The sequence below is a fragment of the Pseudomonas sp. ABa2 genome (genome assembly GCF_056676075.1).
In genome coordinates, this window is record NZ_CM155239.1 from 1,467,272 (window position 1) to 1,488,477 (window position 21,206).

The window sequence follows — 21,206 nt, forward strand, 5'->3', positions numbered from 1 at the left end:
TGCGGGCCGGCATGGGAGTGAATATATCCACGGGATATACATTTGTCAAATCCATTGGAAATAATATTTCGCGCGGGCATGAAAAAGCCCGCGCTAGGCGGGCTTCGATCGGGCATGCGGTGAATAGACGGTGCAATCGATTGCACCGGTAGCGCTAGGATTTCTTCTTCTGCTTCAGCGGCTTCGCTTTCCAGCGCTCGGCCAGCCAGTCGAGATCCTGATAATAGGTCTGCTTTCCGGTCGCCGCGCGAATCGCCAGGATCATCGGCGACGCTTGCTCATGCAGGGAGAGGAGGCTGCTGCACTGCGCCTTTTTGAGGATCTTCTCGCAGTAGGTGCCCTCTTGTACGCCGATCGAGATACGCTCCCAGTGGTTGATCACGTAGCGGATCAGGACCGCGTCCTGCTCCTGCTTCTTCTCCCTACCATACGCACGAATGTTGTCGTTTGGGTCGTCGTGGATGCGCTCCAGAACGGCAAGGCCCTCAGCGAGGCGGTCATCCGTCCTTGAGTTGAAAAGCAAGACGACTGTCTCCTTCTGCATCTCGGTCAGTCTGTGCATGTTGATGGACCGCACGGCTACTGCCACACCGATAATGAGTACTAGCGTGGTTACCTGCGGCTTTGCCAGAAGCTCCCATAGCCAGGTTATTACTTCCATAAGCTCCCTCCCCGGAAACAAAAAAGGGAGACCTCATGGTCTCCCCGTCCAGCCTCGACGCTTTAGAGGCCGTCGTATTCTTCGCGCCCGCCACTCACAAGTTTATCAGCCATAATTTTCGCTCCTTCTAGCTGGCCCCAACGAGAGGGTCCAGTTGCGTAATTAGTATAGTAACCTGTGGATAAGTTCAATATTGACTGGCCACCATTTTTATGGCTAGCCGCCATCTAGTCTTCAGCCTGCAGCTACCTTAATCGATGTCTCGATGTCCTGGAGGCGCCGCGCGCCTTCCACGGGATCGTGGATGGTGACGAGCGGGAACTGCTTCTTGTCGGCCATGTCCTGGAGCAGCAGCAGTCGGTCGCGGAACGACTGTTTGTTGGCTGGCTTGAGGTTGTCGATGTGCTGTTCGGTTGGCACCACGAGCATCATGGTGGGCTGCTGGTGGTGCTCGACCAACCCATCGTGCTCCTTGAGCTGCTCAAGGCGCAGGATGCGCGAGCTGGCCACGTCGAACAGGTTGCTCTGGCGGTAACCGGCGCTGACACTGCAGATGTTGGCGGCGATCCGGGAAGAGAAGTAGTCGCAAGGCAGGGAGATGATCGAGCCCTTTACCTGCACATCCACCGAACGGCCGAAATGCTCGACCAGTGCGGGGTTGACCTTCTCCATGGCCTTCTTGAAGCGCTTCCAGTACATGGTGCGGTCGTGGTCGTACCGAGCGTCATCGCCGGCGTGGATGGTGCTGAGGCTGGAGGTGAGGCTGATGCCCTGGTCGATCACGTCCTGCAGGTCGTCGCCGATGGCCACCCGCTTCTTGCCCAGGCTGACGCCGTGCATGCCCGAGGTAAATTCGCCGCGAAAGCCGCCCCGAGCGAAGCGCATGGCGCGCTCCAGGGCCATGGTCATCATCTTTTCCAGGCCGGCCGCCGAGTCACCGTAGAGGCACTCCAGCGCCTTGCGACTGATGGCCAACTGGCCGCCGGCCTCGGCGCCGTCGAACGCCACCACGCCAATAGTCAGGCGCTCGCCGGATTGCACGATGGGCTCCATGTACACGGCCGCCCACTGCGCTTCGTAGGTGGGCATGGCGGGAAAGTCGGAGAAGTCAGCGATTGAGCTGCTCACGTGCCAAGGTCCAGGTGGGGTTGGTTGGGATCGATGCTTTTGCCGATAAGGCGAGGCATATGATGGATCCGGGCCTGGAGAAATTCCACAACCTCGCGCACATGATTGGCATCCACCCGGCAGTTGCCGGGCAGGCTCTTAAGGGCATGCGCGTTGAAGTCGCACGCCTCGAAGGCCTGGGCCTGCTCGGCCAGGAGCTGCCCGCTGCGCCGTCGCTCGAACTTCTGTACATCGGCCAGCAGGCGTTCCAGTAGGTGGTTGCAGATGGTGCGATGGGGCACGCTGAGCGGGTCGCCCATGGCCTCCTCGTGGTCGATAAGCCAGAGCTTGCCGTCGCCGCCCAGCAGCAGGTTGCGCAGGTTACGGTCTGAGTTGGCGATCAGCTCGTCGAAGACGATGGCGGTGCGGCGGTGCGCCCATTTGTTGAGCAGGTCGTTGACTTCATCGAGCCGGACCATGCGCGAGATAGGCCTGGCCCCGGTGTCGACGCTGGCCAGGCAGGGCACGATATCGGCGACGACCCCCACATCAGCACCCCGTGCGGCGACCACGGAGGTGTAAGGGATGGGCAGGCCGAAATGTCGGCCGAGGGCAGCACTGAGCATCTCGGCGTACATCTGCTTTGGTGGCAGGAGCTTGACGTATGCGTGGTACTTGCGGCCACCGGAGAATTTGACGATGCCGTAGAACAGCGGGTTCTTGCCGCGCACATCGCGGTCTTCGACCGGGTCACCACCCAGGTACATGCCAACTTCAGGATCGGCGAGCGGGTTTTTTTCCTGGCTCATGGGCCTTGGCACCTTCCTTTGCGAACTCTTTTTCCATGCCCAGCTGGTACATCTTCAGCAGGTCGTCCGGCGAGTGGCCGTTGCCATCGACCTGAAAGGCCGCGGCGAGCAATCCCTGCAGGCGGCGGGCCCTGTCGGCGTGCGGCTTCTGGTGGGCAATTTCATTGCGGATCTGCAGCAGGCGCCGAACCTGGTCATCGGTCAACTGCCCGGAGAGCAGTCCGGCCTGGATGGAGGTCAGGGCGGCGAGCGTCGCAAGCAGTGCGGCTGTCTGATCAGCGACCTCGCCACTGCGATGCGCTGCCGAATAGCTGCCCTGGCTTTCGCCGGATGAGCCCGGGTTCTTGGGTGGCTGGACAGCCTGCGCCATGGTGGCGATCTCCTTCGCGAGGCGTGGGCTGAATCTCTCGACCGGGATTCCGAGCAGCAACGCGGCCTTGGCGGCCATGTCTTTGCTGATGGCCCGCTTGCCATTGAGGTGACTGCTTAGGTTGCCCTGGGTCATGCCCAGTTCCTGCGCCAGAAACTCCTGGGTGAGCCTGCGACCTCCAGTGTTCTGCGAGTTGCGCGCCGCTATCTCTGCTTTAAGCGCAGCGCATTCGGCTTTCTCTAGGTCGGTCAGTGGTCGGCGGTCTGTGCTCATTCCTAAATCGTATTCCCAATGGCTATAGGCTTCTATCTCCAATGGGCTTGCTATGTATATCCCATGGATATAACCTTCTGTGAAAAGCAGCAGGAGGTCACGTGATGCGACGCATCCCCCTACATGAATTCGCAAACGAGAAAGGCCAGGTGCAGGCGGCCACGTTGCTCGGCATGTCGCAAGGCGCGCTGAGCAAGGCCCTGCGCGTGGGCCGTGCCGTTTTCGTCACCGAGCATTCTGACGGCTCGTTCTCCGCCGAGGAGTCGCGGCCGTTTCCGTCGCAGCCTTCAGCAAAAAAAGCCGTGGCCTAGCCGGGGAGACTGGGCCTGCAGCGCCGGGGCAGGGCGAGAGCCCGCTGGAGCGACTGGAGGTCATGAAGCACCACATGGAGTTGCTGGAGGACGACCTGGAGCGACTTCGGGAAGACCTGGAGCGGCACCCGCCGCCAGAGCGATAGCCACCTGCTCGAAGGCGGCGTCGCCGGCGGCACACAGCTGGCCCCGCACGAGTTCAGCGCGGGAGCCGAAGGCGGCCGGCAGGCGGTGTTGGTAGGGCTCGGGCAGCACCTGGATCAGGGCTGCCACGTAGCAGCGCAGGGCGAGCAGCTCTCCCTGCAGGTGTTGGACGGTTGGCTGGCGCATGGGCGTGGTCCCTGGCGGCTTATCGAGTGATTACAGAGTCGCCCAGGCATGCCTAGGGCGCCACGACAAAGCAGAGAGAGGTTCCCGAGATGGAAGAGGTACACCGCGCGATTCACGAGACGGTGCTGGAGGCAGGCCCGAAGACGCTAGCGCACCTGATGGGGATGTCGCACACGGCGCTGCTGAACCGCAGCAACCCGAACGACGACAGCCACCGACTGAACATCGAGCAGTTCCTGCAGGTGCTGGTGCACAGCAACGACATGCGCGCGCTGAAGGCGCTGGCCGCGGAGTTCGGTTACGACCTGGTGCCGCGCGAGCAGGTGCGCCCGCAGAACCTGACGGGTGCGCTGCTGCAGATGTCCGCCGAGGTGGCGGACGTGACGCGGGCGGTGGCGGATGCCCTGGCAGACGGTCGGGTGAGCCAGACCGAGAAGCAGGCGATCAAGCGCGAGCTGCTGGGCGCCAGGCAGAGCCTGGATGTGCTGGAAGCTTCGGTGAAGGTTGCCTGATCAGCAGACACAAAAAAGCCGGGTGGCAGCCCGGCTTCTTCAACAACACCTACAGAGGTGACCGAAGTATGAACCAACTGCTGAATACCGACAACCCGGTGACGATGTCGACCCGAGAGATCGCGGCCATCACCGGCAAGCAGCACAAGGACGTGATCCGCGACGTGCGGGTGATGCTGATCGGGCTTTACGGTGATGAGCATCTGGATGCGGTAGTGCCGGAGCAGTACCGCAACCGCCATTCCGAGTACATCCGCGAGAACGCCGACAGCATCATGAAGGCGCTGTTTGGCGATGGCGCCGATCGGCGCCATCAGGATCATCGGGGTTTCGCTTGGGATCGAGATTCGCGCGGCTACGTCAGCGAGTTCCGCCTGGACAAAGAGCACTCGCTGACCCTGGTGTCTGGATACAACGTCAAGCTTCGCAAGCGGATCATCGACCGCTGGATGGAACTGGAGCAGCGCCCGGCCGGCCCCGCCATCCCGCGCACCCTGCCCGAGGCCCTGCGCCTGGCCGCCGACCTGGCGGAGCAGAACAACCGCCTGCAGGTGGTGGTGAGCGAGCAGGCGCCGAAGGTGGAGGCCCTGGCGCGCATTGCCGATGCCAGCGGCTCGATGTGCCTCACCGATGCCGCCAAGCACCTGGGTGTGCCGCGCGGCCGGCTGATCGAGTGGATGCGCGCCAACCGCTGGATCTACCGCCGCGAGGGGAGCGCCCGCTGGATGGCCTACCAGCCGCGCCAGGCCGCCGGCCTGCTCGACCACAAGGTGACGGTGATCGGTACCGAGGACGACGGCGCCAAGCGCCTGGCCAGCCAGGTGCGGGTAACGCCGAAGGGGCTGGCGCTGCTGGCGCAGAAGCTCGGCGCGCCACATTCAGCGAACGTCGAAAACGTGGCGCGCAGCGAGGGTGCACAGCATGGCCGGTGAGTGGATCAAGATGCGCACCAACCTCTGGGACGACCCGCGCGTGTCTCACCTGTGCGACCTGGTGGAGCAGCCCGAGGCGATGGTGGTGGGCGGCCTGTACTGGCTGTGGTCGATGGCCGACGAGCACTCCGAGGACGGCGTGCTGCCGGGCATGGCCCTGCGCGCCATCGACCGGAAGACGGGCGTGGCTGGCCTGGGCGATGCCCTGGTGCAGATCGGCTGGCTGGCGGAAGTGGAGGGCGGTATCGAGGTGGTGAAGTTCAGCGAGCACAACGGCGTGTCCGCGAAACGTCGCTGCCAGGACGCGCAGCGCAAGGCAGCTGTCCGCAATCCGTCCGCATCGCAAGCGGACAAAACCCGGACACCGACCGGAGCTAGAGAAGAGAAGAATATAAAACCCTCTCACACTGCGCGCGAGCCGATCGAGCCCGAACCGGAGCCGGCCGAGGAGCCCGACAGCGGCGCACCCTTCGCGATGACCCTGGAGTGGGAGCCTGATCACCAACGGCTGAAGGCCGTGGCGTTTCGCGCCGGGGTGACCCTGGCGGGCTGCCTGGAGGCGCTGGGGTTGTTCGTGGCGCACCACGAGGCCAAGGGGCTGGCGCTGACCTCGGCCGAGTGGCACGCCAAGCTGGTGGCCTGGGCGAAGCAGGACGCGGCGCGGGGCGCTGCGGCGGCGGGGAAGGTGACGCCGCTGCGCGGTGAGCGCTCGGCAGGGCCGCGCGGCCCGCGAGTGGTGACCGTATGAGCGCGCCCCGCAATGCCGGCGAGGTGGCCGCCAACCTCAAGCCCCAGCCCATGGCGCAAGTGCCAGCCCCGCAGCAGGTGGTGGTGGACGACGCCACCCAGGACGCGCTGGCCGACCTGATGCTCCGCCTCAAGGGCGTGTACACCGGCTGGCGCCAGGTGTGGCCGACCGAGCAGGAGGAGTTCGCCTGGCAGGACGAGTTCCTGGGCGAGGGCATCCGCTCCGGGGTGCTGCGCGCCGGCCTGGTCGACCACGGCATGCGCATCGCCGGGCGCGACCAGCGGCCGTGGCCGCCGACCCCGGGCCAGTTCGTGGCTTGGTGCCTGGCGCCAGAGGCGTTCGGCCTGCCGGGCGAGGACAAGGCCTACAAGATCGCCATGCGCAACACCCATCCGGCCCAGGCCGGCATGGCGCGCTGGCCGCACCCGGCGCTGTACCACGCAGCGGTGGCCTGCGGTTACCTGGCGCTGCAGAACCTGGAGCGCAAGATGGGCCAGCAGCTGTTCGCCGAGAAGTACCTGGAGCAGCGCCGGCGCATGGCGCGCGGCGAGGAGCTGGCGCCGGCCCCGGTTGCCGCGCTGCCGGCGCCGCTGCGCAAGGGCTCGCCGGAGGTGGCCAACGAGCACCTGGCGAAGATGCGGGCGAGGCTGGGAGGTGGTCGTGGGCGTTGATCCGGTTCAGATCTACGCGCGCTATCGCTTCGCCCTGTACTCACGTGCCGACCGCCTGGGCCTGGCTGCTGATCGCGGTCAGCCGGTGGCGCTGTTCGCCTGCCGGGCAACGGCAGAGGCGCACGGCCGCAAGCTGTACGGCGCCCTGGCCGAGGTGGTGGAGCTGGCCGTCGATGAGGCCCTGCAGCCATGAACGCGATCGGCTGGGCGCCCAAGAAGAACCGCGACGGCGAGGTGGTGCCGGGCTGCTGGATCACCGCCGCGGGCTACCTGGTGGCGGAGTTCCTGGTGGATGAGGTGAAGGTCTACACCGTGACAGCGCCGGGGCAATCGGTGGCGCTGGCATATCGCCGTGGGCGTGACGGGGTGGTGGCGGCGATCCGGGCGCACATGGCCGGCGAGCCGGTGGCGAAGTTCGAGGGGGAGGCGGGGTAGTGGCGAGCAAGAAGGCGGGCATGCGCTCGGTGGGCGAGGTGGTGGAGTGGTGGCTGTCGCGCATCGAGGGCGACCGGACGCGCAGCGAGAAGTACCGCGGCAGCATGGGCTCGCTGATGCGCCGGCACGTGATCCCGCGCGTGGGCCGGGTGGCGCTGCGCAAGCTGGACCGGGTGCTGCTGGACGATAAGCTGGTGTTCCCCATGCACCAGGAGCTGGCGCCGCGCACCGTGCAGAAGGCCCTGCAGGGGATGCGCCAGGCCTTCCGCATGGCGGAGACGCAGGGGCGCATTGAGGCCAACCCGCTGGCGGGCACCACCTTCCGCGACTTCTACAAGGGCAAGCTGCGGCCGAAGCCGGCGGCGCTGTCGCGGGTCGACCTGCAGGCGCTGGTGCAGCATCTGGTGGAGGTGTTCGAGCGTGACCCGGCGAAGGGCATGCTGCCGCTGATGATGCTGGCGCACGGCACGCGCATCGCGGAGACGCTGGCGGCGCGCTGGTCGCACATCTCGCTCGATGAGCGGGTTTGGGTGATCCCCGAGGCGAACACCAAGAGCCGCCGCGAGCACGTGCTGCCGCTGACCGCCCAGGTGCTCGGCCTGCTGGCGCGCTACCGCGAGGCGCTGCCGGATGCGCGGATGAAGGCGGCCTGGCTGTTCCCGGTGCGAGGCGGCGCCGGCATGGCGCTCACCAGCGGCCATGCGCTGATGCGCGAGGTGAGCGGCCGGCAGTGGACGAGCCACGACCTGCGCAAGCTGATGCGCTCCAGCCTGGCCGATATCGGCGTCGACCACATGGTGGGCGAGCTGCTGATCAACCATGCCCTGGGCGTGACCACCGAGACATACCTGACCCGCGATGCGATGGAGCGTCGGCGCGAGGCGCTGGAGCGCTGGCATGCGCGGTTGGATGAGTGCGGGTTCGCCGGTGCGCACGGCGTAAAAGTGGCCGTTCCTGCACTTCTGCAAATTGGCGCGCCGCCAGTAGTGGCGGGCATTCCCGCCGATTCCAGTATTTCTACGTGGGGAGGGTGAAGAATGCGCCAAGGCACCAAGAATTGGCAGGCGCTGGGGCGTCTCCCCAGGGGGCGAATGAACAAGACCGAGGCCGCCTATGCCGTGCATCTGGAGTGCCGCAAGGCTGCCGGTGAGGTGGCTTGGTGGGTGTTCGAGGGGCTGAAGCTGCGCCTGGCGGATGCCACGTTCTACGACACGGACTTCACGGTGATGCTCTCGACGGGCGAGCTCGAGGTGCACGAGGTGAAGGGGCACTGGACCGACGATGCCAGGGTGAAGATCAAGGTCGCCGCGGCGCAGTACCCGTTCCGCTTCATCGCCCTGAAGAAGAGCCGCCAGGCGGCTGGCTGGACGGTCGAGGAGTTCTGATGGTCGGGCTGATCGAATTGGAGCGCTGCGAGATCTGCAAGGGGGCCGGCCGGATACGCGGCATCTTCCATCTGATGGAGTGCGCGGCCTGCAACGGCGGCGCCTTCGTGCGCCAGGACGGCACGGCGCTGGATTACCCGGAGCTGGTGCAGCAGTTGCGCCTGCGCCTGGAGCGCTCCGGCGCCGAGCAGCTGCGCATGCAGCAGGCCCTTGAGCGGGCGGGGCTGTGGCCGCTGGGCGATGTCGCCAACGATTACCGCGGGAACAACAAGAAGGGCGCCGGCGGGGCGCACTTCACTGGGGATTGAGGGGGAGGAGAACATGGTCTATTCGAGCGTGCTGAGCGCGGTGGTGTCGGCCCTGGCGGCCGAGTGCATCGACAACACGGCCAAGCAGGCCTGGCAGAAGCTGATCGATCTGGATACCGCCAGGGTTGGTAGTGGTGGCGGGGCTCCGGATCGGACGCTGGTCGATTGCTGGGTGTTCGCCAGGCTGCACAGCGAGCTGATACCGCGGCACTGGAATGCGCTGGTGGCGAAGTACAGCACCCACCAGGCGCGCAAGGTGGAGGCCATCGGCCGCCTGGCGCCGATCATCGCGTCGCCGGCGCCGAAGCTGTTTGTGTACAAGGCAGTGACGGCCTGGGCTATCCCGCCAATGAAGGGCGCAGAAGGCAAGCGCTCGTCCAAGATGATCGTCCTGCCGGCGTCGTTCTACGACATGAACACGTGGGATCTGGAAGCGAATCACGAGCGCACCCGTCGTCGGTGGCGCCAGGCTGTCGGCGTGGTGCTCGAGGAGATGGTCACTGAGGCGCTGATGGCGGCTGAGGCGATCTTGGCAGGCGAGGGCGTGCTTCTCTCACATGCGGCTTGACTTGATTGTCCGAGTGGCCGAGTATTTCCCCATACTGTCGATCTTGCGCGTTCAGGATTGATAATCCCGAAAGCCCGGCCACTGCGCCGGGCTTTTTTATGCGCGAACGCTATGCCGAACAGTCGGAGTTGCTATGCCCACAATTAAGATTGCTGGGCATGACGTCCTGCTGGATAAAGAAGACTTGCACTTAATCGAGTCCACTTCATGGTTCATTAGGAGGAGTGGTGGTACGTCATACGTACAGCGCAACACCTATGCCGGCCACGAATACTCTGGGTATGAAAGTCTCCACCGTTTAATAGCCGGTTGCGGGCAGGGTGATGTGGTCGACCATATGAACGGGAACGGACTCGACAATAGGCGTTGCAATCTACGGATATGCAGCCATGCCGAGAATCTGAGAAACCGGAAGGTCCATGCGAATAACCGTTCCGGCTTTAAGGGCATCTATTTCGACAGAAGCCTGAGTGTTCGGCCCTGGCGCGCGCAAATTCGCGTTGCTGGGAAGAAGTTCAATCTAGGTCGATACAGCACGGCTGAGGAGGCCAGCCAGGCCTACAAGAAGGCCGCAGTAAAGCTGCACGGCGAGTTCGCAAGACTGGCCTGACCTCATGGTGGTAAATGCCCAGCGATTATGCTTGGGTTTAGTTTCTGCTCCGCGGCGGATTTCCCTAGCCCGTCGCCCTTGCCCGCCTCGTGCGGGCTTTTTATTTCGGAGAGGCTTATGGACCCGACCACCGCAGGCAGCGCCGTGCTGGCGAAGTACGGCGCGGTGATTGCCGGCTTCGTCGGCGCCATCCTTTCGCTCAGCTTTCTCAAGGGGCTGACCCGCAAGGAAGCAGTGGCCGCGGTGCTGACCGGCTTTGCGTCTTCCGTGTTCACCACGCCGTTCGTGGTCGCCTACTTCGGCCTGCCGGCCGACCTGGAGTCGCGCTATGGCGTGGCCTTCTTGATCGGGCTGCTGGCCATGAACCTGATCCCGGCCGTGAAGGCGATGCTCGAACGGATCGTCGCCCTGCGAGGTGCGTGATATGGCAACCATCCTGATCGGCCTGGATGCCGTGCTGTGCATCCTCATCATGCTCGCCGCTCTGGACTACCTGCGCGCGGTCTACTTCATGGATCAGCCGCTTGTGTGCGCCGCGTTCTATCTGGTGGTGGTCGGCGCGTTCGGCATCCTGGTCACGCTGTACGCGGGCAAGCAGCCGTCAGCCTGGGAGGTGCTGCTGCACCTCGGCGTGACGCTCTACGCGGCGGCGCACTACCCGCAGATCTTCCTGCATGAGTGGCGCTGGGATGGCAAGGAGCGCCGCCATTCTCGGCCATGAGTTTCAAAGTGACGTTCACCGGCCTGCGAGAACGCCTGCAGACGCTGGATCGCCTTGAGCGCGAGCAGCTGCCGTTCGCCGCGGCGCTTGCGCTGACCCGCACCGCCCAGGAAGTGCAGAAGGGCATCCGCTCCGAGATGGAGACGGTGTTCGACCGGCCCACGCGCGCAACCCTCAACAGCCTGTTCATCCAGCCGGCGACCAAGGAGAAGATGGAGGCGCGGGTCTGGATCAAGGATGGTCGCAGCACCAATGCCGCGGGCAACCTGGTAGGCCAGGAGGGGCAGTGGGGGAAGGGTAGGGCTGCATCTACCTGGCTCACACCCCAGGTGTACGGTGGTGGCCGTAGAGAGAAGGGCTTCGAGAAGATGCTGCGCCGCAAGGGCGTCCTCGGCCCAGGCCAGTACGTCGTCCCTGGCGACAAGCTACCGCTGGACCAGTACGGCAACATCGGCCGTGGCCAGCTGAACAAGATCCTGTCCGGTGCCCAGCTCTTCACCGAGGAGGGCTACACCGCCAACGCCACAGACAGCCGCCGCTCTTCTCGCAAGGGCAATCGCCGCTACTTCCTGATCAAGAAGGGGAGCAGGCCGATCGGTATTGCTGAGCGCTTGGGATATGGCAAGGGCAGCAGGAACAACATCCGCATGGTGCTGGCCTTCGTGGGTGGCCCAGCGTACAGGCAGCGCCTGGACTTCTTCGGCGTGGCCGAGAAGGTCGCAGAGGATCAGCTGCCCATCCAGTTCGAGCTAGCTCTGGCCCGCGCCCTCGGGACGCGGCGGCGGTGATGCACCACTGTGGTGCGTTTTGGGTCCTCCCCGGGTGGGGGTGCCTGGAGGGTAATTCGGGCCCCGCCCTTCCACTATGTATGGGCATTTTTCGGAGGTTGGTTGTTGTTTAGTCATGGCCAAGAACGAAACAACCAAGCAGCCGGGATGGTTGAACAAGTCCGAGATGGCGAAGTCGCTCGGCATATCCCCGCAAGCCTTTGATAAATGGGGCGTTGAGCCTGTTGCGCGGGTAGGGCGCGAGGCGTTCTACCGGGTGCAGGATGTGGTGCAGAACCGCGTCGACCACGCCGCCCGGAAGCAGCAACTGAACGGATCGGAACTGGAAGGTATCGATCCGCTGGCCGACGCCAAGCTGACTCAGCAGAAGCTTCGCCTCACCACTGCCCAGGCGTACGCCCAGGAGCAGAAGAACCAGGTCAACGACAAGATCCTGGTGCCCGTGCCATTCGCGACCTTCGCATTGGCCAAGATCGCCGCTCAGATCGGCTCGAAGCTGGAGACCGTAGGCAAGACGGTAAGCCGCCGCCACCCGGAGATCGACCCACGAATCCTGGAAACCCTGGAGCGGGAGATAGCCATGGCCCGCAACATCACCGCGCAGTTCGGTGACGACCTACCAGGAATCCTCGATGAGTACCTTGCAACCATGGATCAATGATCTCGGCAAGGCGGTCAGGCTCGGCCTGCAGGGGATGTACAAGGAGCCGCCGCTGACGGCGGTGGAGTGGGCCGACAAGCATTTCTACATGTCGTCCGAGTCCTCCTACAACGAGGGCAAGTGGACAACCGACCCGTTTCAGGTAGCCATCCTCAACGCGATGGGCAACGACCTGATCGCGGTCGTCAACTTCGTGAAGTCGGCGCGGATCGGCTACACCAAGCTGCTGCTGGCGAACATCGGCTACAAGGTCCAGCACAAGCGCCGCAACGTGATGATGTGGTCGCCGACCGACCCGGACGCAGAGGACATCAGCAAGAGCCACGTCAATGGCCTGATCCGTGACGTGCCAGTCGTTCGCGAGCTGGCCCCCTGGTTCGGCCGCAAGCACAGCGACAACACGCTCGACCAGAAGGTCTTCGCCAACCGCAAGACGCTATGGGTGCGCGGCGGCAAGGCCTCGCGCAACTACCGCGAGAAGTCGGCCGACGAGGTCATTTACGACGAGCTGTCGAACTTCGACGCCGACGTCGAAGGCGAGGGCGACCCCGTCACCCTGGGCGACAAGCGCCTCGATGGCGCCGTCTACCCGAAGTCGATCCGTGGCTCTACGCCGAAGAAGGCCGGCAGCTGCCAGGTCAGCAAGGCCGCCAGCGAGTCGCCGATCCGGCTGCGTTTCCATATTGAGTGCCCACACTGCCACGGTGAGCAGACGCTCAAGTTTGGCGGTAAGGACTGCGATCACGGTCTCAAGTGGGAGAAGGACGCACTCGGCGAGCCGGTGAAGGCCTGGTACCTGTGCGAGCACTGCAAGGCGATGTTCTTCCACCCCGACATGGTCGAGGCCTCCCGCACTGGCCGCTGGATCTGCGAAGTGACCGGCATCTGGACGCGCGACGCCATGGACTGGTTCGGCCCGGATGGTGAGCCGATCCGCACGCCGCGCTCGATCGCCTTCTACTGCTGGGCGATCTACAGCACCTGGTCCACCTGGCTGAAGATCGCCACCGAGTTCCTCAAGATCAAGGGCGACCGCGAGAAGCTGGTCACCTTCACCAACACCACGCTGGGCGAGGTGTGGGAGGAGACCCAGGACAAGGTCGAGTGGGATGTGCTCTACGGCCGGCGCGAGGTGTGGACGGGCCAGGTGCCCCAGCGCGCCGTAGTGCTCACCGGTTTCATCGATACCCAGGATGATCGCTACGAAGGGCGCGTATGGGCGTGGGGGCCGGGAGAAGAAGCCTGGCTTGTCTACCGCTTCATTCTCATGGGCGACCCAGCCAGCGAAGTGCTGCGCCGCAAGGTTGCGGCAGAGCTCCAGAAGCAGTTCACCCGCGCTGACGGCTTGGTGATGCGCGTTGACCGCTGGGGCTGGGACTCCGGCGGGCACTACACCGATGAAGTATATGGCGAGAGCCTGCGGCACGGCGTGCTGTGGGTCATCCCCACCAAGGGTGCCAGCGTGTACGGCAAGCCGATTGCCAACATGCCGCGCACCCGCAACAAATCGAAGGTTTACCTGACCGAGATCGGTACTGACAACGCCAAGGAACTGATCTACAGCCGCCTCAAGCTGCCGCTGGACACTGCCAAGTCGCAGGCCGGCGAACCGCAGCCAGGCGTTGTGCACCTGCCAGCCAATGACAACGTGTGCGACGAGAGCGAAGTCAGGCAACTGGTCAGCGAAGTGAAGGTGCCCAAGATCAGCCGTGGCAAACGCATTCTGTGCTTTGACAGCCAAGGCCGCCGCAACGAAGCGCTCGACTGTTTCGTTGGCGCCCTGGCGGCGCTGCGCATCAGTCAACAGCGCTTCGGCCTCGACCTCGACGTGCTGGCAGAAGACCCGCACCCGGGCGGCGACGCCGCAGCTGACAACCAAGAGCGCCCACGGGCGAAATCCAAATACTGGAAGCGATAGCGATGGCCTACACCCTCGAGCAGTACAAGGCCCTGCAGGCGGCCATCGCCGGCGGCGAACTGTCCGTGCGCTACGCCGACCGCAGCGTCACGTACCGCTCCATCGCCGAGATGCTGCAAATCCTGCGGCTGATGGAGAACGAACTGGGCCTCAACGCAGACACCACCGGCGGCCGCCGGCTGACCTCCTTCTCGAAAGGCTACTGACATGCGCGTGATCGACACCCTGTTTCCCGGCTACGCCGCGAAGCGCGCCATGGCTCGCCTGGAGAAAAAGCGCGCCGACCTGATCCTGAATGCCATGGAGCGCCGCTTCGAGGGTGCCGCCGGCGGCCGCCGCAATGCCGGTTGGCGCGCTGCTGGTGCCGACGCCAACGCGGAGAACGGCCCGGCCCTTGCCGTGCTGCGCAATCGCGCGCGCGACCTTCGCCGCAACAACCCCTACGCCGAGCGCGCCGTGACCGGTATCGCCGACAACGTGGTGGGGGCGGGCATCGTGCCGCGGCCCATGGCCGATCGGGACCGCAACAACAAGCGCCTGGCCGGCCTGTGGGCGGCCTGGGGCGAAACCCTGCTGTGCGATGCCGATGGCCTGGAGAACTTCTACGGCCTGCAGCACAAGATCACCGAGTGCGTGGTCGAGAGCGGCGAATGCCTGGTGCGCCGCCGCCGGCGCTACAGCTCTGACGGCCTGCCCGTGCCCCTGCAGCTGCAGGTGATGGAGCCGGACTTCCTCGACGACGCCAAGACCGGCGCCAACGGCAGCAACCTGATCATCCAGGGCATTGAGTTCGATTCCCTCGGCAAGCGGGTTGCCTACTGGCTGTTCGACGAACACCCGGGCTCCAACTCGTCCATGCGCTCCATCGAGTCGCGGCGCATCCCGGCCGAGGACGTGATCCACGTCTTCCTGCCCAAGCGCGCCGGCCAGGCCCGCGGCTACACCTGGTTCGCCCCGGTGATGCAGCGCCTGAAGAACTTCGACGAGATGGAAGACGCGGTAATGGAGCAGGCGAAGATCGCCGCCTGCTTCGCCGCCTTCGTCACCAACGATGGCACGAGCGGTAACGCCAGCAAGAAAAAACCGCTGATCGAGCGCATGGAGCCCGGCATCATCCAGGAGCTGGCCATCGGCGAGAGCGTCAGCTTCGCCGCACCGCCCACCTTCAACGGTTACCAGCCCTACAGCTGGCAGTCGCTGCATGCCATCTCGGTCGGCATGGGCGTGCCCTACGAGCTGATCACCGGCGACCTCAAGGGCGTGAACTTCTCCAGCGGCCGCATGGGCTGGCTGCACTTCGCCCGCCGGGTGGATGTGTGGCAGTGGCGCATGCTCATCCCGCAGCTCTGCGAGGTGGTCTGGCAGTGGTTCATGGAGGCCCAGGCCCTGCTGCCTGGCGCCGTACTGACTGACGTGCTCGCCGAGTGGGTGCCGCCCCGGCGCGAAATGGTCGACCCCAAGACCGAAACCGAGACGGTCAAGGAGCGTCTGCGCTCCGGCCTGATCACCTGGCCGAACGCCCTGCGCGAACTCGGCATCACCGACCCGAACGCCCACGCCGACGAGATCGCCAAGGCCAACGAGCTGTTCGACAAGCTCGGCCTGGTGCTGGACTGCGACCCGCGCAAAGTCTCCAACGCCGGCCTCACCCAGGCCCGCCCGCAAGGCACCGTCATCCCATCGACGGAAGTCGACCCGGAGCCACCAACCAAAGAGAGCCAGACCCATGACGACGGCGACCCAGACGCTTGAAACCCCGCTGCTGAGTATTCGCGCGGCTGTCCGCCCGGGCACCGTTGATATCGAGCAGCGCACTGTAGAAATCACCTGGACCACCGGCGCGCGCGGCAAGCGCTGGAGCTGGTCCATCGGCGAATACCAGGAAGAGCTGGACGTCAGCGACGGCGCCATCCGCATGGAGCGCCTCAACAACGGCGCGCCGTTCCTCAATGCCCATGGCCAGTGGGACCTCGACGACGTCATCGGCGTGGTCGAACGGGCCTGGCTGGAGGGCGGCGAGGGCCGGGCGGTGATCCGCTTCAGTTCCCGCGAGGACGTCGACCCGATCTTTCGCGACGTCAAGGACGGCATCCTGCGCAACATCAGCGTCGGCTACATGGTGCACCGCTATGTCCTCGTCGAGGACGGCGAGGACGCCATGCCGCTGTACCGCGCCACCGACTGGGAGCCCACCGAGCTCTCCCTGGTGCCGATCGGCTTCGACGACGGCGCCAAGGTTCGCAGCGCCAAGACCCCGGGCGAGTACCAGGGCCAACGCTTCACCACTGTTTTCGAGACTCGGGAGGCCGAACAGCCTGCCGAACAACCGGCCGCCGTGGCCACCATCCAAGAGGAAAACGTCATGACCGAAGAAGAGAAGCGCGCGGCCGAGGAGCAGATCCGCCGTGAGGCCCAGGAGACCGAGCGCAAGCGCGGCCTCACCATCCGCCAGATGGCCAAGAAGGTCGGCCTGCCGGAAGAATTCGCCGAAGACCTGGTGGAGCGCGGCGTGTCCGTGTCCGATGCCAGCGCTGCGATGATCGACAAGCTGGCCGAGGGCCAGGAGTCGGAGCAGCCGGCCACTCGCAGCACCCAGGCCACCCGCGTCAACAGCGAGATCGACCAGTCGGTGATCGTCGCCAAGCGCGGCGCCATGCTCAACGCCCTGCTGCACCGCTGCGACCCGAACGTGAAGCTCGAGGAGCCCGCCCGCGAGTTCCGCGGCATGCGCCTGATCGACATGGCCCGCGAGAGCGTGGAGCTGGTCGGCGGCAGCGTACGCGGCATGACCCCGCAGGAAGTGGCTCGCGCCGCCCTGGGTTGCGACCGCCAGGCCTTCCGTGCCGCCGGTATGCACACCACCAGCGACTTCCCGCTGCTGCTGGGCAGCACCGTCAACCGCACCCTGCGCGCCGGCTACGAGCTGGCCCCGCAAACCTGGCGCCCGCTCGGCAGCCAGACCACCGTGCCGGACTTCCGCGAGGTGACCCGCGTCGCCCTGGGTGATATCACCGCCCTGGAGAAGGTCAACGAGCACGGCGAGTACAAGTACGGCAGCCTGGGCGAAGATGGGGCCCCGATCAAGGTGGCCAAGTTCGGCAAGATCATCGCCATCACCTGGGAGTCGATTGTCAATGACGACCTGGCGGCGCTGACCCGTGTGCCGCGCGCGCTGGGCGCCGCCGCCGCGCAAACCGAATCCGACCTGGTTTGGGATCTGCTGCTCAGCAACCCGAACTTCGTCGATGGCACTGCGGTGTTCCATGCCGACCACGGCAACCTGGCCGGCAGCGCCGGCCCCATCAATACCGCCACCCTGGCCGCTGCCCGCGCTGCTATGCGCAAGCAGAAGTCCAAGGCCGGGCACTTCCTCAACCTGGGCCCGCAGTTCCTGGTGGTTGGCCCGGACAAGGAACTGGAGGCTTTCCAGTTCACCAGCTCCAACTACGTGCCGGCCAAGAACGCCGACATCAACGACAGCCGCAACACCTCGCTGACCGTGATCGTCGACGCGCGCATCACCGGCAACCAGTGGTACCTCTACGCCGCGCCGGGCATGGTGGATACCTTCGAGTACGCCTACCTGGAAGGCGAGCAGGGCGTGTTCACCGAAACCCGCGAGGGCTTCGAAGTGGACGGCATGGAGATCAAGGCCCGCCTGGTGTTCGGCGCCGCCTGGATCGACTACCGCGGCGCCTACAAGAACGCCGGCGCGTAATCGCCAACCCCATCGACTAAGGGCGCCAGCGGGCGCCCTTGTCGTTTCTGCTCTCTCGAATCGAGGAACCCAACATGAAGAACTTCGTTCAGCACGGCGACATGGTGACCATCGTTGCCGCCGCCGCTATTGCGGCCGGCGCCCTGGTGCGCGCCAACGGCCTGATCGGCGTGGCCGCAACCGATGCCGCCATCGGTGAAGAGGTCGAGATCAAGACCACTGGCGTCTTCGACCTGGCAAAGACCAGCGCCCAGGCCTGGGCCGTTGGTGAGCCGATCTACGCCATCGCCGCCACCAACGTGCTCACCAACGTGGCCGGTACCGGCAACTACCTTGTTGGCGTGGCCACTGCCGTGGCAGCCAACCCGTCCGCCACCGGTCGCGTGCGCCTCAACGGCTCGCTGGGCCATCCGGTAACCGCCTAAGCCATGGCCTGGGCGGACATGCGCGACCGCATGCACCAGCGCGTGGTCGCGCACCTCAAGGACGGCTGCGCCCAGTACACCGGCCCCGCCGGGGCGCCGGTGGTGGCCGGCGTCGAGGTCATCGTCGATCACAACCTGATGCAGAACGGCCCGGAGGGCGTGTTTCCGAGTGATGCCGTGGGCATCACCTGGCGCAAGGAGCAGCTGCAGCAGGTTGAGCGCGGCGGGGTGTTCGTGTTCGGCGGTCGGCGCTTCATCGTCGAGCAACCCATCATGGACGACGGCCACATGGCCACCGCGGCCTGCATGGAGGATCAATGAACAAGAACCCCATCAGCCTCGGGCGCAAGGCGCTGGTGCAGCACTTGGGCACGATCACCGTGGCCAACGGCTACACCACCAACGCCGGCACCAACGTGAAAAGCGGCTGGTTCAACGAGGTGCTCAAGAGCGAGACGCAGGGCTTCCCGTTCATCTGCGTGCAGAAGGGCAAGGATCAACCGCCGCGCCCGGGCCCTGCGGCGCTGACCATGTTCAACGGCTACTACGTCATCGGCGCCATCAAGGCGGGCCTGGACGATTACGAGGACGCCCTCGACGACCTTGAGCACGACCTGCTGCTGGCGCTCACGCCCAGCGAAGGCGTGCCTCTGCGCTGGCTGCCGCGCGGCATCAAGGGCATCACCGTCGGCGCTGCCGAGCAGTTTCCCCCAGGCAACGGCGAGATCGCCGCCAGCGTGCTCATCCCCGTGCACTTGCACACCATCATCGAAAGGACCTAGTCCATGACCCAGAAAGATACTGCCGCCCCGGCAGGGGATGCGGCCGCCCCGAAAAAGGCCGTTGACCTGGTCGAGGTCACCCTCGCCAAGCCGCACACCCACAAGCGCAAGGACTACGCCGCCGGCCAAAAGCTGAAGGTCAGCGAGGCCCAGCGCGACCAGCTCATCGCGCGCGGCATTGTCGCTGGCGCCAACCAGGAGGCCTGATCCATGGCAATTCAGAAAGAAACCCTCGTGATCGGCGGTCACCTGAAGATGCGCGTTGCGGGCAGCGGCTTGCCGTTCCAGAAGTGCGGCCTGGTGTCCACGATCCAGACCACCATCGAAACCACCAACCTGACGCTGACCGACACCACCACCCCACAGGGCGGTGAGTACGACGCGGTTGATCGCATCACCTCGGTGGGGTTGGCGATCAACTTCCGCGAGTTCTTCACCCCGATCCTGGCGGGCATCCTGTGGGGCGACGCCACCACCGTGCCGGCCGCCACCCACACCGGCGAAGATCATGTGGCCGCTGTCGATGGCACCATCGCCCTGGACAACATGCCGCTGGAGATCGACGGCGTCACCAACCTGGCCGGCGACGTCACCTTCGACGAGTTCGACGATTGGGTCATGACTGGCTCTGGCATCGAGGTGGTGTCCGGTGGCGCGCTGGAGACCGCTATCGTGGCCGCCGCCGGCACCCCGTACCTGGTGTCTGTCGACTACAGCTCCGCCGCGGTGGACGTGGTCGAGGCGCTGACCAACTCCGGCCTGGAGCTGGAGCTGCTGTTCGAGGGCGAGAACGCCGCCGGCACCAAGAAGCGCATCGAGGCGCGTTTCTGGAAGTGCCGCCTGAACCCCGCCACTAGCCAGGACTGGCTGAACGTCGAGGACTTCATGGGCGCCGAGTCCACTTGCAAGGTGATCAGCGACCCGACCAAGGTCGGCGCAGGCAAGTCGAAGTACTTCCGCATCAAGAAGGAACTGCCGGTCGCGGCTTGATCGGTGCGGCCATGGATGGCCGGGCTTGAAGTCACATACGTAAAGAGCGGAACGAAAGACCCCCTGTAGGGTTTGTTCCGGCCAGGTCGTGACGGCACGATTGCTTCACCGGCCAAAAAAGCAAAACCCCCGGAGCTGGCCGGCTCTCGGGGGTTTTTGTTTCAACCCCATGAGATGGCATGAGGAGAAAGTGATTGGATGATAGCCGATCAAGAGTAGAGATTCATCCGAAGGAGGGCCTGAAGATGGATTTGGTAACAGACCGATGGATTCGTATCTGCATCGGCGTTTCGCTACTGATGGTCGCGCTTGGCGGCCTGCTGCTTGCAGCCACGCCGCTGGTAAAAGTGTTGGTGGGGTAGGCCGGGTTTCGGCGGTGCCGCGGATCGGATAGAGTCCCTGCCAGATCATCTGGGAGGGACGCCTGTGAAGTGCAGCTTTTGTTCTTACGAATTCACGATGAAGGAAGTTCAGCAAGAGGCGGATTGCCCGCAGTGTGCCCGTGCGCGGGAGACTGAGCTGGAGGACCGAGCAGCAAGAATATCCGTCGCCCCTGGCGTGAGGGCGGCACTGCGGGACTATGCTGGCGCTCAGCCTGTGGTAGTCGTTGATCTGCACATGAGCTTCATGTCAATCATGTGGTTCATGGTTAAGGCGGCTATTGCGTCAATCCCAGCCTTTATCATCCTGTTCATTGTCGGCGCCGTGCTGCTTGGGTTTCTGGGCGGCTTATCGGGCGCGCTTGTCGGTCGGTGACGACCACCCATCTGAGAGCCCGCTTCGGCGGGTTTTTTATTGCCTGGAGGTTTCATGAGTACCCCTGGAATGACGACCGTATTAGAAATTGCGGGACGTGAGGTGATCTGCAGAGAGCTCACGGTAGGCAAGGTTCGAGAGTTGATGAGCAGGGCCAGGCCAGAGCAGGTGGATGTCGTGGACTTGATATTCAAGGACATCCCGCTGGACGACCTGCCGATCTTCTGCTCGCTCAGCAAGAAGGAGGTCGACCGCATGCTGCCGAGCGAACTGGCCAAGGTGGTGCAGGCGTGCAAGGAGGCAAATCCAGATTTTTTCGCGCTGATGGCCAGGCTGGATGCAGTGCGGAGCAATCCGTGAGCCGGCTGGACAGCGCCTGCTGCCAGCTAATCCGCCTTGGCCATCGCGATGTGCTCA

32 protein-coding genes are annotated in these 21,206 nt (G+C 64.7%); 27 read left to right on the forward strand and 5 right to left on the reverse strand.

What is annotated here, in order from left to right; translation table 11 throughout:
- Positions 1 to 154: 154 nt before the first annotated feature.
- The 4 genes from AC1G9C_RS07065 to AC1G9C_RS07080 all read right to left on the reverse strand — a co-directional run bounded on the left by AC1G9C_RS07065 (position 155) and on the right by AC1G9C_RS07080 (position 3,220).
- Positions 155 to 661, reverse strand: a complete 507-nt coding sequence (locus AC1G9C_RS07065) for a DUF4760 domain-containing protein (protein ID WP_480409807.1) — start codon at positions 659 to 661, stop codon at positions 155 to 157.
- 234 nt (positions 662 to 895) lie between these two features.
- Positions 896 to 1,789, reverse strand: coding sequence for a hypothetical protein (locus tag AC1G9C_RS07070; RefSeq protein ID WP_480409808.1), 894 nt, complete (start codon positions 1,787 to 1,789; stop codon positions 896 to 898).
- Entirely contained in the window at positions 1,786 to 2,577 is a 792-nt protein-coding gene (locus tag AC1G9C_RS07075; protein WP_480409809.1) for a HipA family kinase, read from the reverse strand. The genes AC1G9C_RS07070 and AC1G9C_RS07075 overlap by 4 nt, the downstream gene beginning before the upstream one ends.
- The gene (locus AC1G9C_RS07080; protein ID WP_480409810.1) at positions 2,543 to 3,220 is read right to left on the reverse strand and encodes a helix-turn-helix domain-containing protein; all 678 of its coding nucleotides are present in this window, start codon (positions 3,218 to 3,220) and stop codon (positions 2,543 to 2,545) included. The genes AC1G9C_RS07075 and AC1G9C_RS07080 overlap by 35 nt, the downstream gene beginning before the upstream one ends.
- A gap of 104 nt (positions 3,221 to 3,324) precedes the next feature.
- Here AC1G9C_RS07080 and AC1G9C_RS07085 point away from each other — a divergent pair, with 104 nt between their 5' ends.
- On the forward strand, positions 3,325 to 3,531 hold the full coding sequence (locus AC1G9C_RS07085) for a Cro/CI family transcriptional regulator (protein WP_480409811.1): 207 nt from the start codon (positions 3,325 to 3,327) through the stop codon (positions 3,529 to 3,531).
- A 60-nt stretch (positions 3,532 to 3,591) separates the two neighbouring features.
- On the opposite strand, the gene AC1G9C_RS07090 is transcribed toward AC1G9C_RS07085, so the two are convergent.
- Positions 3,592 to 3,861, reverse strand: a complete 270-nt coding sequence (locus AC1G9C_RS07090) for a hypothetical protein (protein ID WP_480409812.1) — start codon at positions 3,859 to 3,861, stop codon at positions 3,592 to 3,594.
- Positions 3,862 to 3,950: 89 nt separating this feature from the next.
- On the opposite strand from AC1G9C_RS07090, the gene AC1G9C_RS07095 reads away from it, so the two are divergent.
- The 26 genes from AC1G9C_RS07095 (at position 3,951) to AC1G9C_RS07220 (ending at position 21,149) form a co-directional block, all read left to right on the forward strand.
- Positions 3,951 to 4,373 carry a phage regulatory CII family protein gene (locus AC1G9C_RS07095; protein WP_480409813.1) on the forward strand — a complete coding sequence of 141 codons (423 nt, stop codon included), beginning with the start codon at positions 3,951 to 3,953 and terminating at the stop codon, positions 4,371 to 4,373.
- 68 nt (positions 4,374 to 4,441) lie between these two features.
- Positions 4,442 to 5,305, forward strand: a complete 864-nt coding sequence (locus tag AC1G9C_RS07100; RefSeq protein WP_480409814.1) for a phage antirepressor KilAC domain-containing protein — start codon at positions 4,442 to 4,444, stop codon at positions 5,303 to 5,305.
- The gene (locus tag AC1G9C_RS07105; RefSeq protein ID WP_480409815.1) at positions 5,295 to 6,053 is read left to right on the forward strand and encodes a DnaT-like ssDNA-binding domain-containing protein; all 759 of its coding nucleotides are present in this window, start codon (positions 5,295 to 5,297) and stop codon (positions 6,051 to 6,053) included. The genes AC1G9C_RS07100 and AC1G9C_RS07105 overlap by 11 nt, the downstream gene beginning before the upstream one ends.
- Positions 6,050 to 6,724, forward strand: a complete 675-nt coding sequence (locus AC1G9C_RS07110) for a replication protein P (protein ID WP_480409816.1) — start codon at positions 6,050 to 6,052, stop codon at positions 6,722 to 6,724. Before AC1G9C_RS07105 ends, AC1G9C_RS07110 begins: the two co-directional genes overlap by 4 nt.
- Positions 6,714 to 6,917 carry a hypothetical protein gene (locus AC1G9C_RS07115; protein WP_480409817.1) on the forward strand — a complete coding sequence of 68 codons (204 nt, stop codon included), beginning with the start codon at positions 6,714 to 6,716 and terminating at the stop codon, positions 6,915 to 6,917. Before AC1G9C_RS07110 ends, AC1G9C_RS07115 begins: the two co-directional genes overlap by 11 nt.
- Positions 6,914 to 7,159, forward strand: coding sequence for a hypothetical protein (locus AC1G9C_RS07120; RefSeq protein ID WP_480409818.1), 246 nt, complete (start codon positions 6,914 to 6,916; stop codon positions 7,157 to 7,159). Before AC1G9C_RS07115 ends, AC1G9C_RS07120 begins: the two co-directional genes overlap by 4 nt.
- Positions 7,159 to 8,193 (forward strand): tyrosine-type recombinase/integrase, encoded by a 1,035-nt coding sequence (locus AC1G9C_RS07125; RefSeq protein ID WP_480409819.1) that lies wholly within the window; start codon positions 7,159 to 7,161, stop codon positions 8,191 to 8,193. The genes AC1G9C_RS07120 and AC1G9C_RS07125 overlap by 1 nt, the downstream gene beginning before the upstream one ends.
- A 57-nt stretch (positions 8,194 to 8,250) precedes the next feature.
- Positions 8,251 to 8,544 carry a DUF1064 domain-containing protein gene (locus AC1G9C_RS07130; protein ID WP_480409820.1) on the forward strand — a complete coding sequence of 98 codons (294 nt, stop codon included), beginning with the start codon at positions 8,251 to 8,253 and terminating at the stop codon, positions 8,542 to 8,544.
- Positions 8,544 to 8,852: a hypothetical protein gene (locus AC1G9C_RS07135; RefSeq protein WP_480409821.1), complete on the forward strand. Its 309-nt coding sequence runs from the start codon at positions 8,544 to 8,546 to the stop codon at positions 8,850 to 8,852. Before AC1G9C_RS07130 ends, AC1G9C_RS07135 begins: the two co-directional genes overlap by 1 nt.
- 13 nt (positions 8,853 to 8,865) lie before the next feature.
- Complete coding sequence (locus AC1G9C_RS07140; RefSeq protein ID WP_480409822.1) at positions 8,866 to 9,420, forward strand: hypothetical protein; 555 nt, start codon at positions 8,866 to 8,868, stop codon at positions 9,418 to 9,420.
- A gap of 133 nt (positions 9,421 to 9,553) precedes the next feature.
- Positions 9,554 to 10,030, forward strand: coding sequence for a hypothetical protein (locus tag AC1G9C_RS07145; protein WP_480409823.1), 477 nt, complete (start codon positions 9,554 to 9,556; stop codon positions 10,028 to 10,030).
- Between the two features lie 117 nt (positions 10,031 to 10,147).
- Entirely contained in the window at positions 10,148 to 10,453 is a 306-nt protein-coding gene (locus AC1G9C_RS07150; protein ID WP_480409824.1) for a peptidase M48, Ste24p, read from the forward strand.
- A 1-nt stretch (position 10,454) separates the two neighbouring features.
- Positions 10,455 to 10,751 carry a hypothetical protein gene (locus AC1G9C_RS07155; RefSeq protein WP_480409825.1) on the forward strand — a complete coding sequence of 99 codons (297 nt, stop codon included), beginning with the start codon at positions 10,455 to 10,457 and terminating at the stop codon, positions 10,749 to 10,751.
- Positions 10,748 to 11,539 (forward strand): hypothetical protein, encoded by a 792-nt coding sequence (locus AC1G9C_RS07160; protein ID WP_480409826.1) that lies wholly within the window; start codon positions 10,748 to 10,750, stop codon positions 11,537 to 11,539. Before AC1G9C_RS07155 ends, AC1G9C_RS07160 begins: the two co-directional genes overlap by 4 nt.
- Before the next feature lie 115 nt (positions 11,540 to 11,654).
- Positions 11,655 to 12,200 (forward strand): terminase small subunit, encoded by a 546-nt coding sequence (locus AC1G9C_RS07165; protein WP_480409827.1) that lies wholly within the window; start codon positions 11,655 to 11,657, stop codon positions 12,198 to 12,200.
- Positions 12,172 to 14,118: a phage terminase large subunit family protein gene (locus AC1G9C_RS07170; protein WP_480409828.1), complete on the forward strand. Its 1,947-nt coding sequence runs from the start codon at positions 12,172 to 12,174 to the stop codon at positions 14,116 to 14,118. The genes AC1G9C_RS07165 and AC1G9C_RS07170 overlap by 29 nt, the downstream gene beginning before the upstream one ends.
- A gap of 2 nt (positions 14,119 to 14,120) precedes the next feature.
- Positions 14,121 to 14,324: a phage head-tail joining protein gene (locus tag AC1G9C_RS07175; protein ID WP_480409829.1), complete on the forward strand. Its 204-nt coding sequence runs from the start codon at positions 14,121 to 14,123 to the stop codon at positions 14,322 to 14,324.
- Between the two features lies 1 nt (position 14,325).
- Positions 14,326 to 15,870, forward strand: a complete 1,545-nt coding sequence (locus tag AC1G9C_RS07180; protein WP_480409830.1) for a phage portal protein — start codon at positions 14,326 to 14,328, stop codon at positions 15,868 to 15,870.
- Positions 15,845 to 17,836, forward strand: a complete 1,992-nt coding sequence (locus AC1G9C_RS07185; RefSeq protein ID WP_480409831.1) for a prohead protease/major capsid protein fusion protein — start codon at positions 15,845 to 15,847, stop codon at positions 17,834 to 17,836. The genes AC1G9C_RS07180 and AC1G9C_RS07185 overlap by 26 nt, the downstream gene beginning before the upstream one ends.
- A 74-nt stretch (positions 17,837 to 17,910) precedes the next feature.
- Complete coding sequence (locus AC1G9C_RS07190; protein WP_480409832.1) at positions 17,911 to 18,261, forward strand: DUF2190 family protein; 351 nt, start codon at positions 17,911 to 17,913, stop codon at positions 18,259 to 18,261.
- 3 nt (positions 18,262 to 18,264) lie between these two features.
- Positions 18,265 to 18,582 (forward strand): head-tail joining protein, encoded by a 318-nt coding sequence (locus AC1G9C_RS07195; RefSeq protein ID WP_480409833.1) that lies wholly within the window; start codon positions 18,265 to 18,267, stop codon positions 18,580 to 18,582.
- Entirely contained in the window at positions 18,579 to 19,043 is a 465-nt protein-coding gene (locus AC1G9C_RS07200) for a hypothetical protein (protein ID WP_480409834.1), read from the forward strand. Before AC1G9C_RS07195 ends, AC1G9C_RS07200 begins: the two co-directional genes overlap by 4 nt.
- Before the next feature lie 3 nt (positions 19,044 to 19,046).
- Positions 19,047 to 19,250, forward strand: coding sequence for a DUF7210 family protein (locus AC1G9C_RS07205; RefSeq protein WP_480409835.1), 204 nt, complete (start codon positions 19,047 to 19,049; stop codon positions 19,248 to 19,250).
- A 3-nt stretch (positions 19,251 to 19,253) separates the two neighbouring features.
- Positions 19,254 to 20,033, forward strand: a complete 780-nt coding sequence (locus tag AC1G9C_RS07210; RefSeq protein WP_480409836.1) for a phage tail tube protein — start codon at positions 19,254 to 19,256, stop codon at positions 20,031 to 20,033.
- Positions 20,034 to 20,492: 459 nt separating this feature from the next.
- Positions 20,493 to 20,789 carry a hypothetical protein gene (locus AC1G9C_RS07215; protein ID WP_480409837.1) on the forward strand — a complete coding sequence of 99 codons (297 nt, stop codon included), beginning with the start codon at positions 20,493 to 20,495 and terminating at the stop codon, positions 20,787 to 20,789.
- Between the two features lie 54 nt (positions 20,790 to 20,843).
- Entirely contained in the window at positions 20,844 to 21,149 is a 306-nt protein-coding gene (locus tag AC1G9C_RS07220) for a hypothetical protein (RefSeq protein WP_480409838.1), read from the forward strand.
- Positions 21,150 to 21,206: the final 57 nt, after the last annotated feature.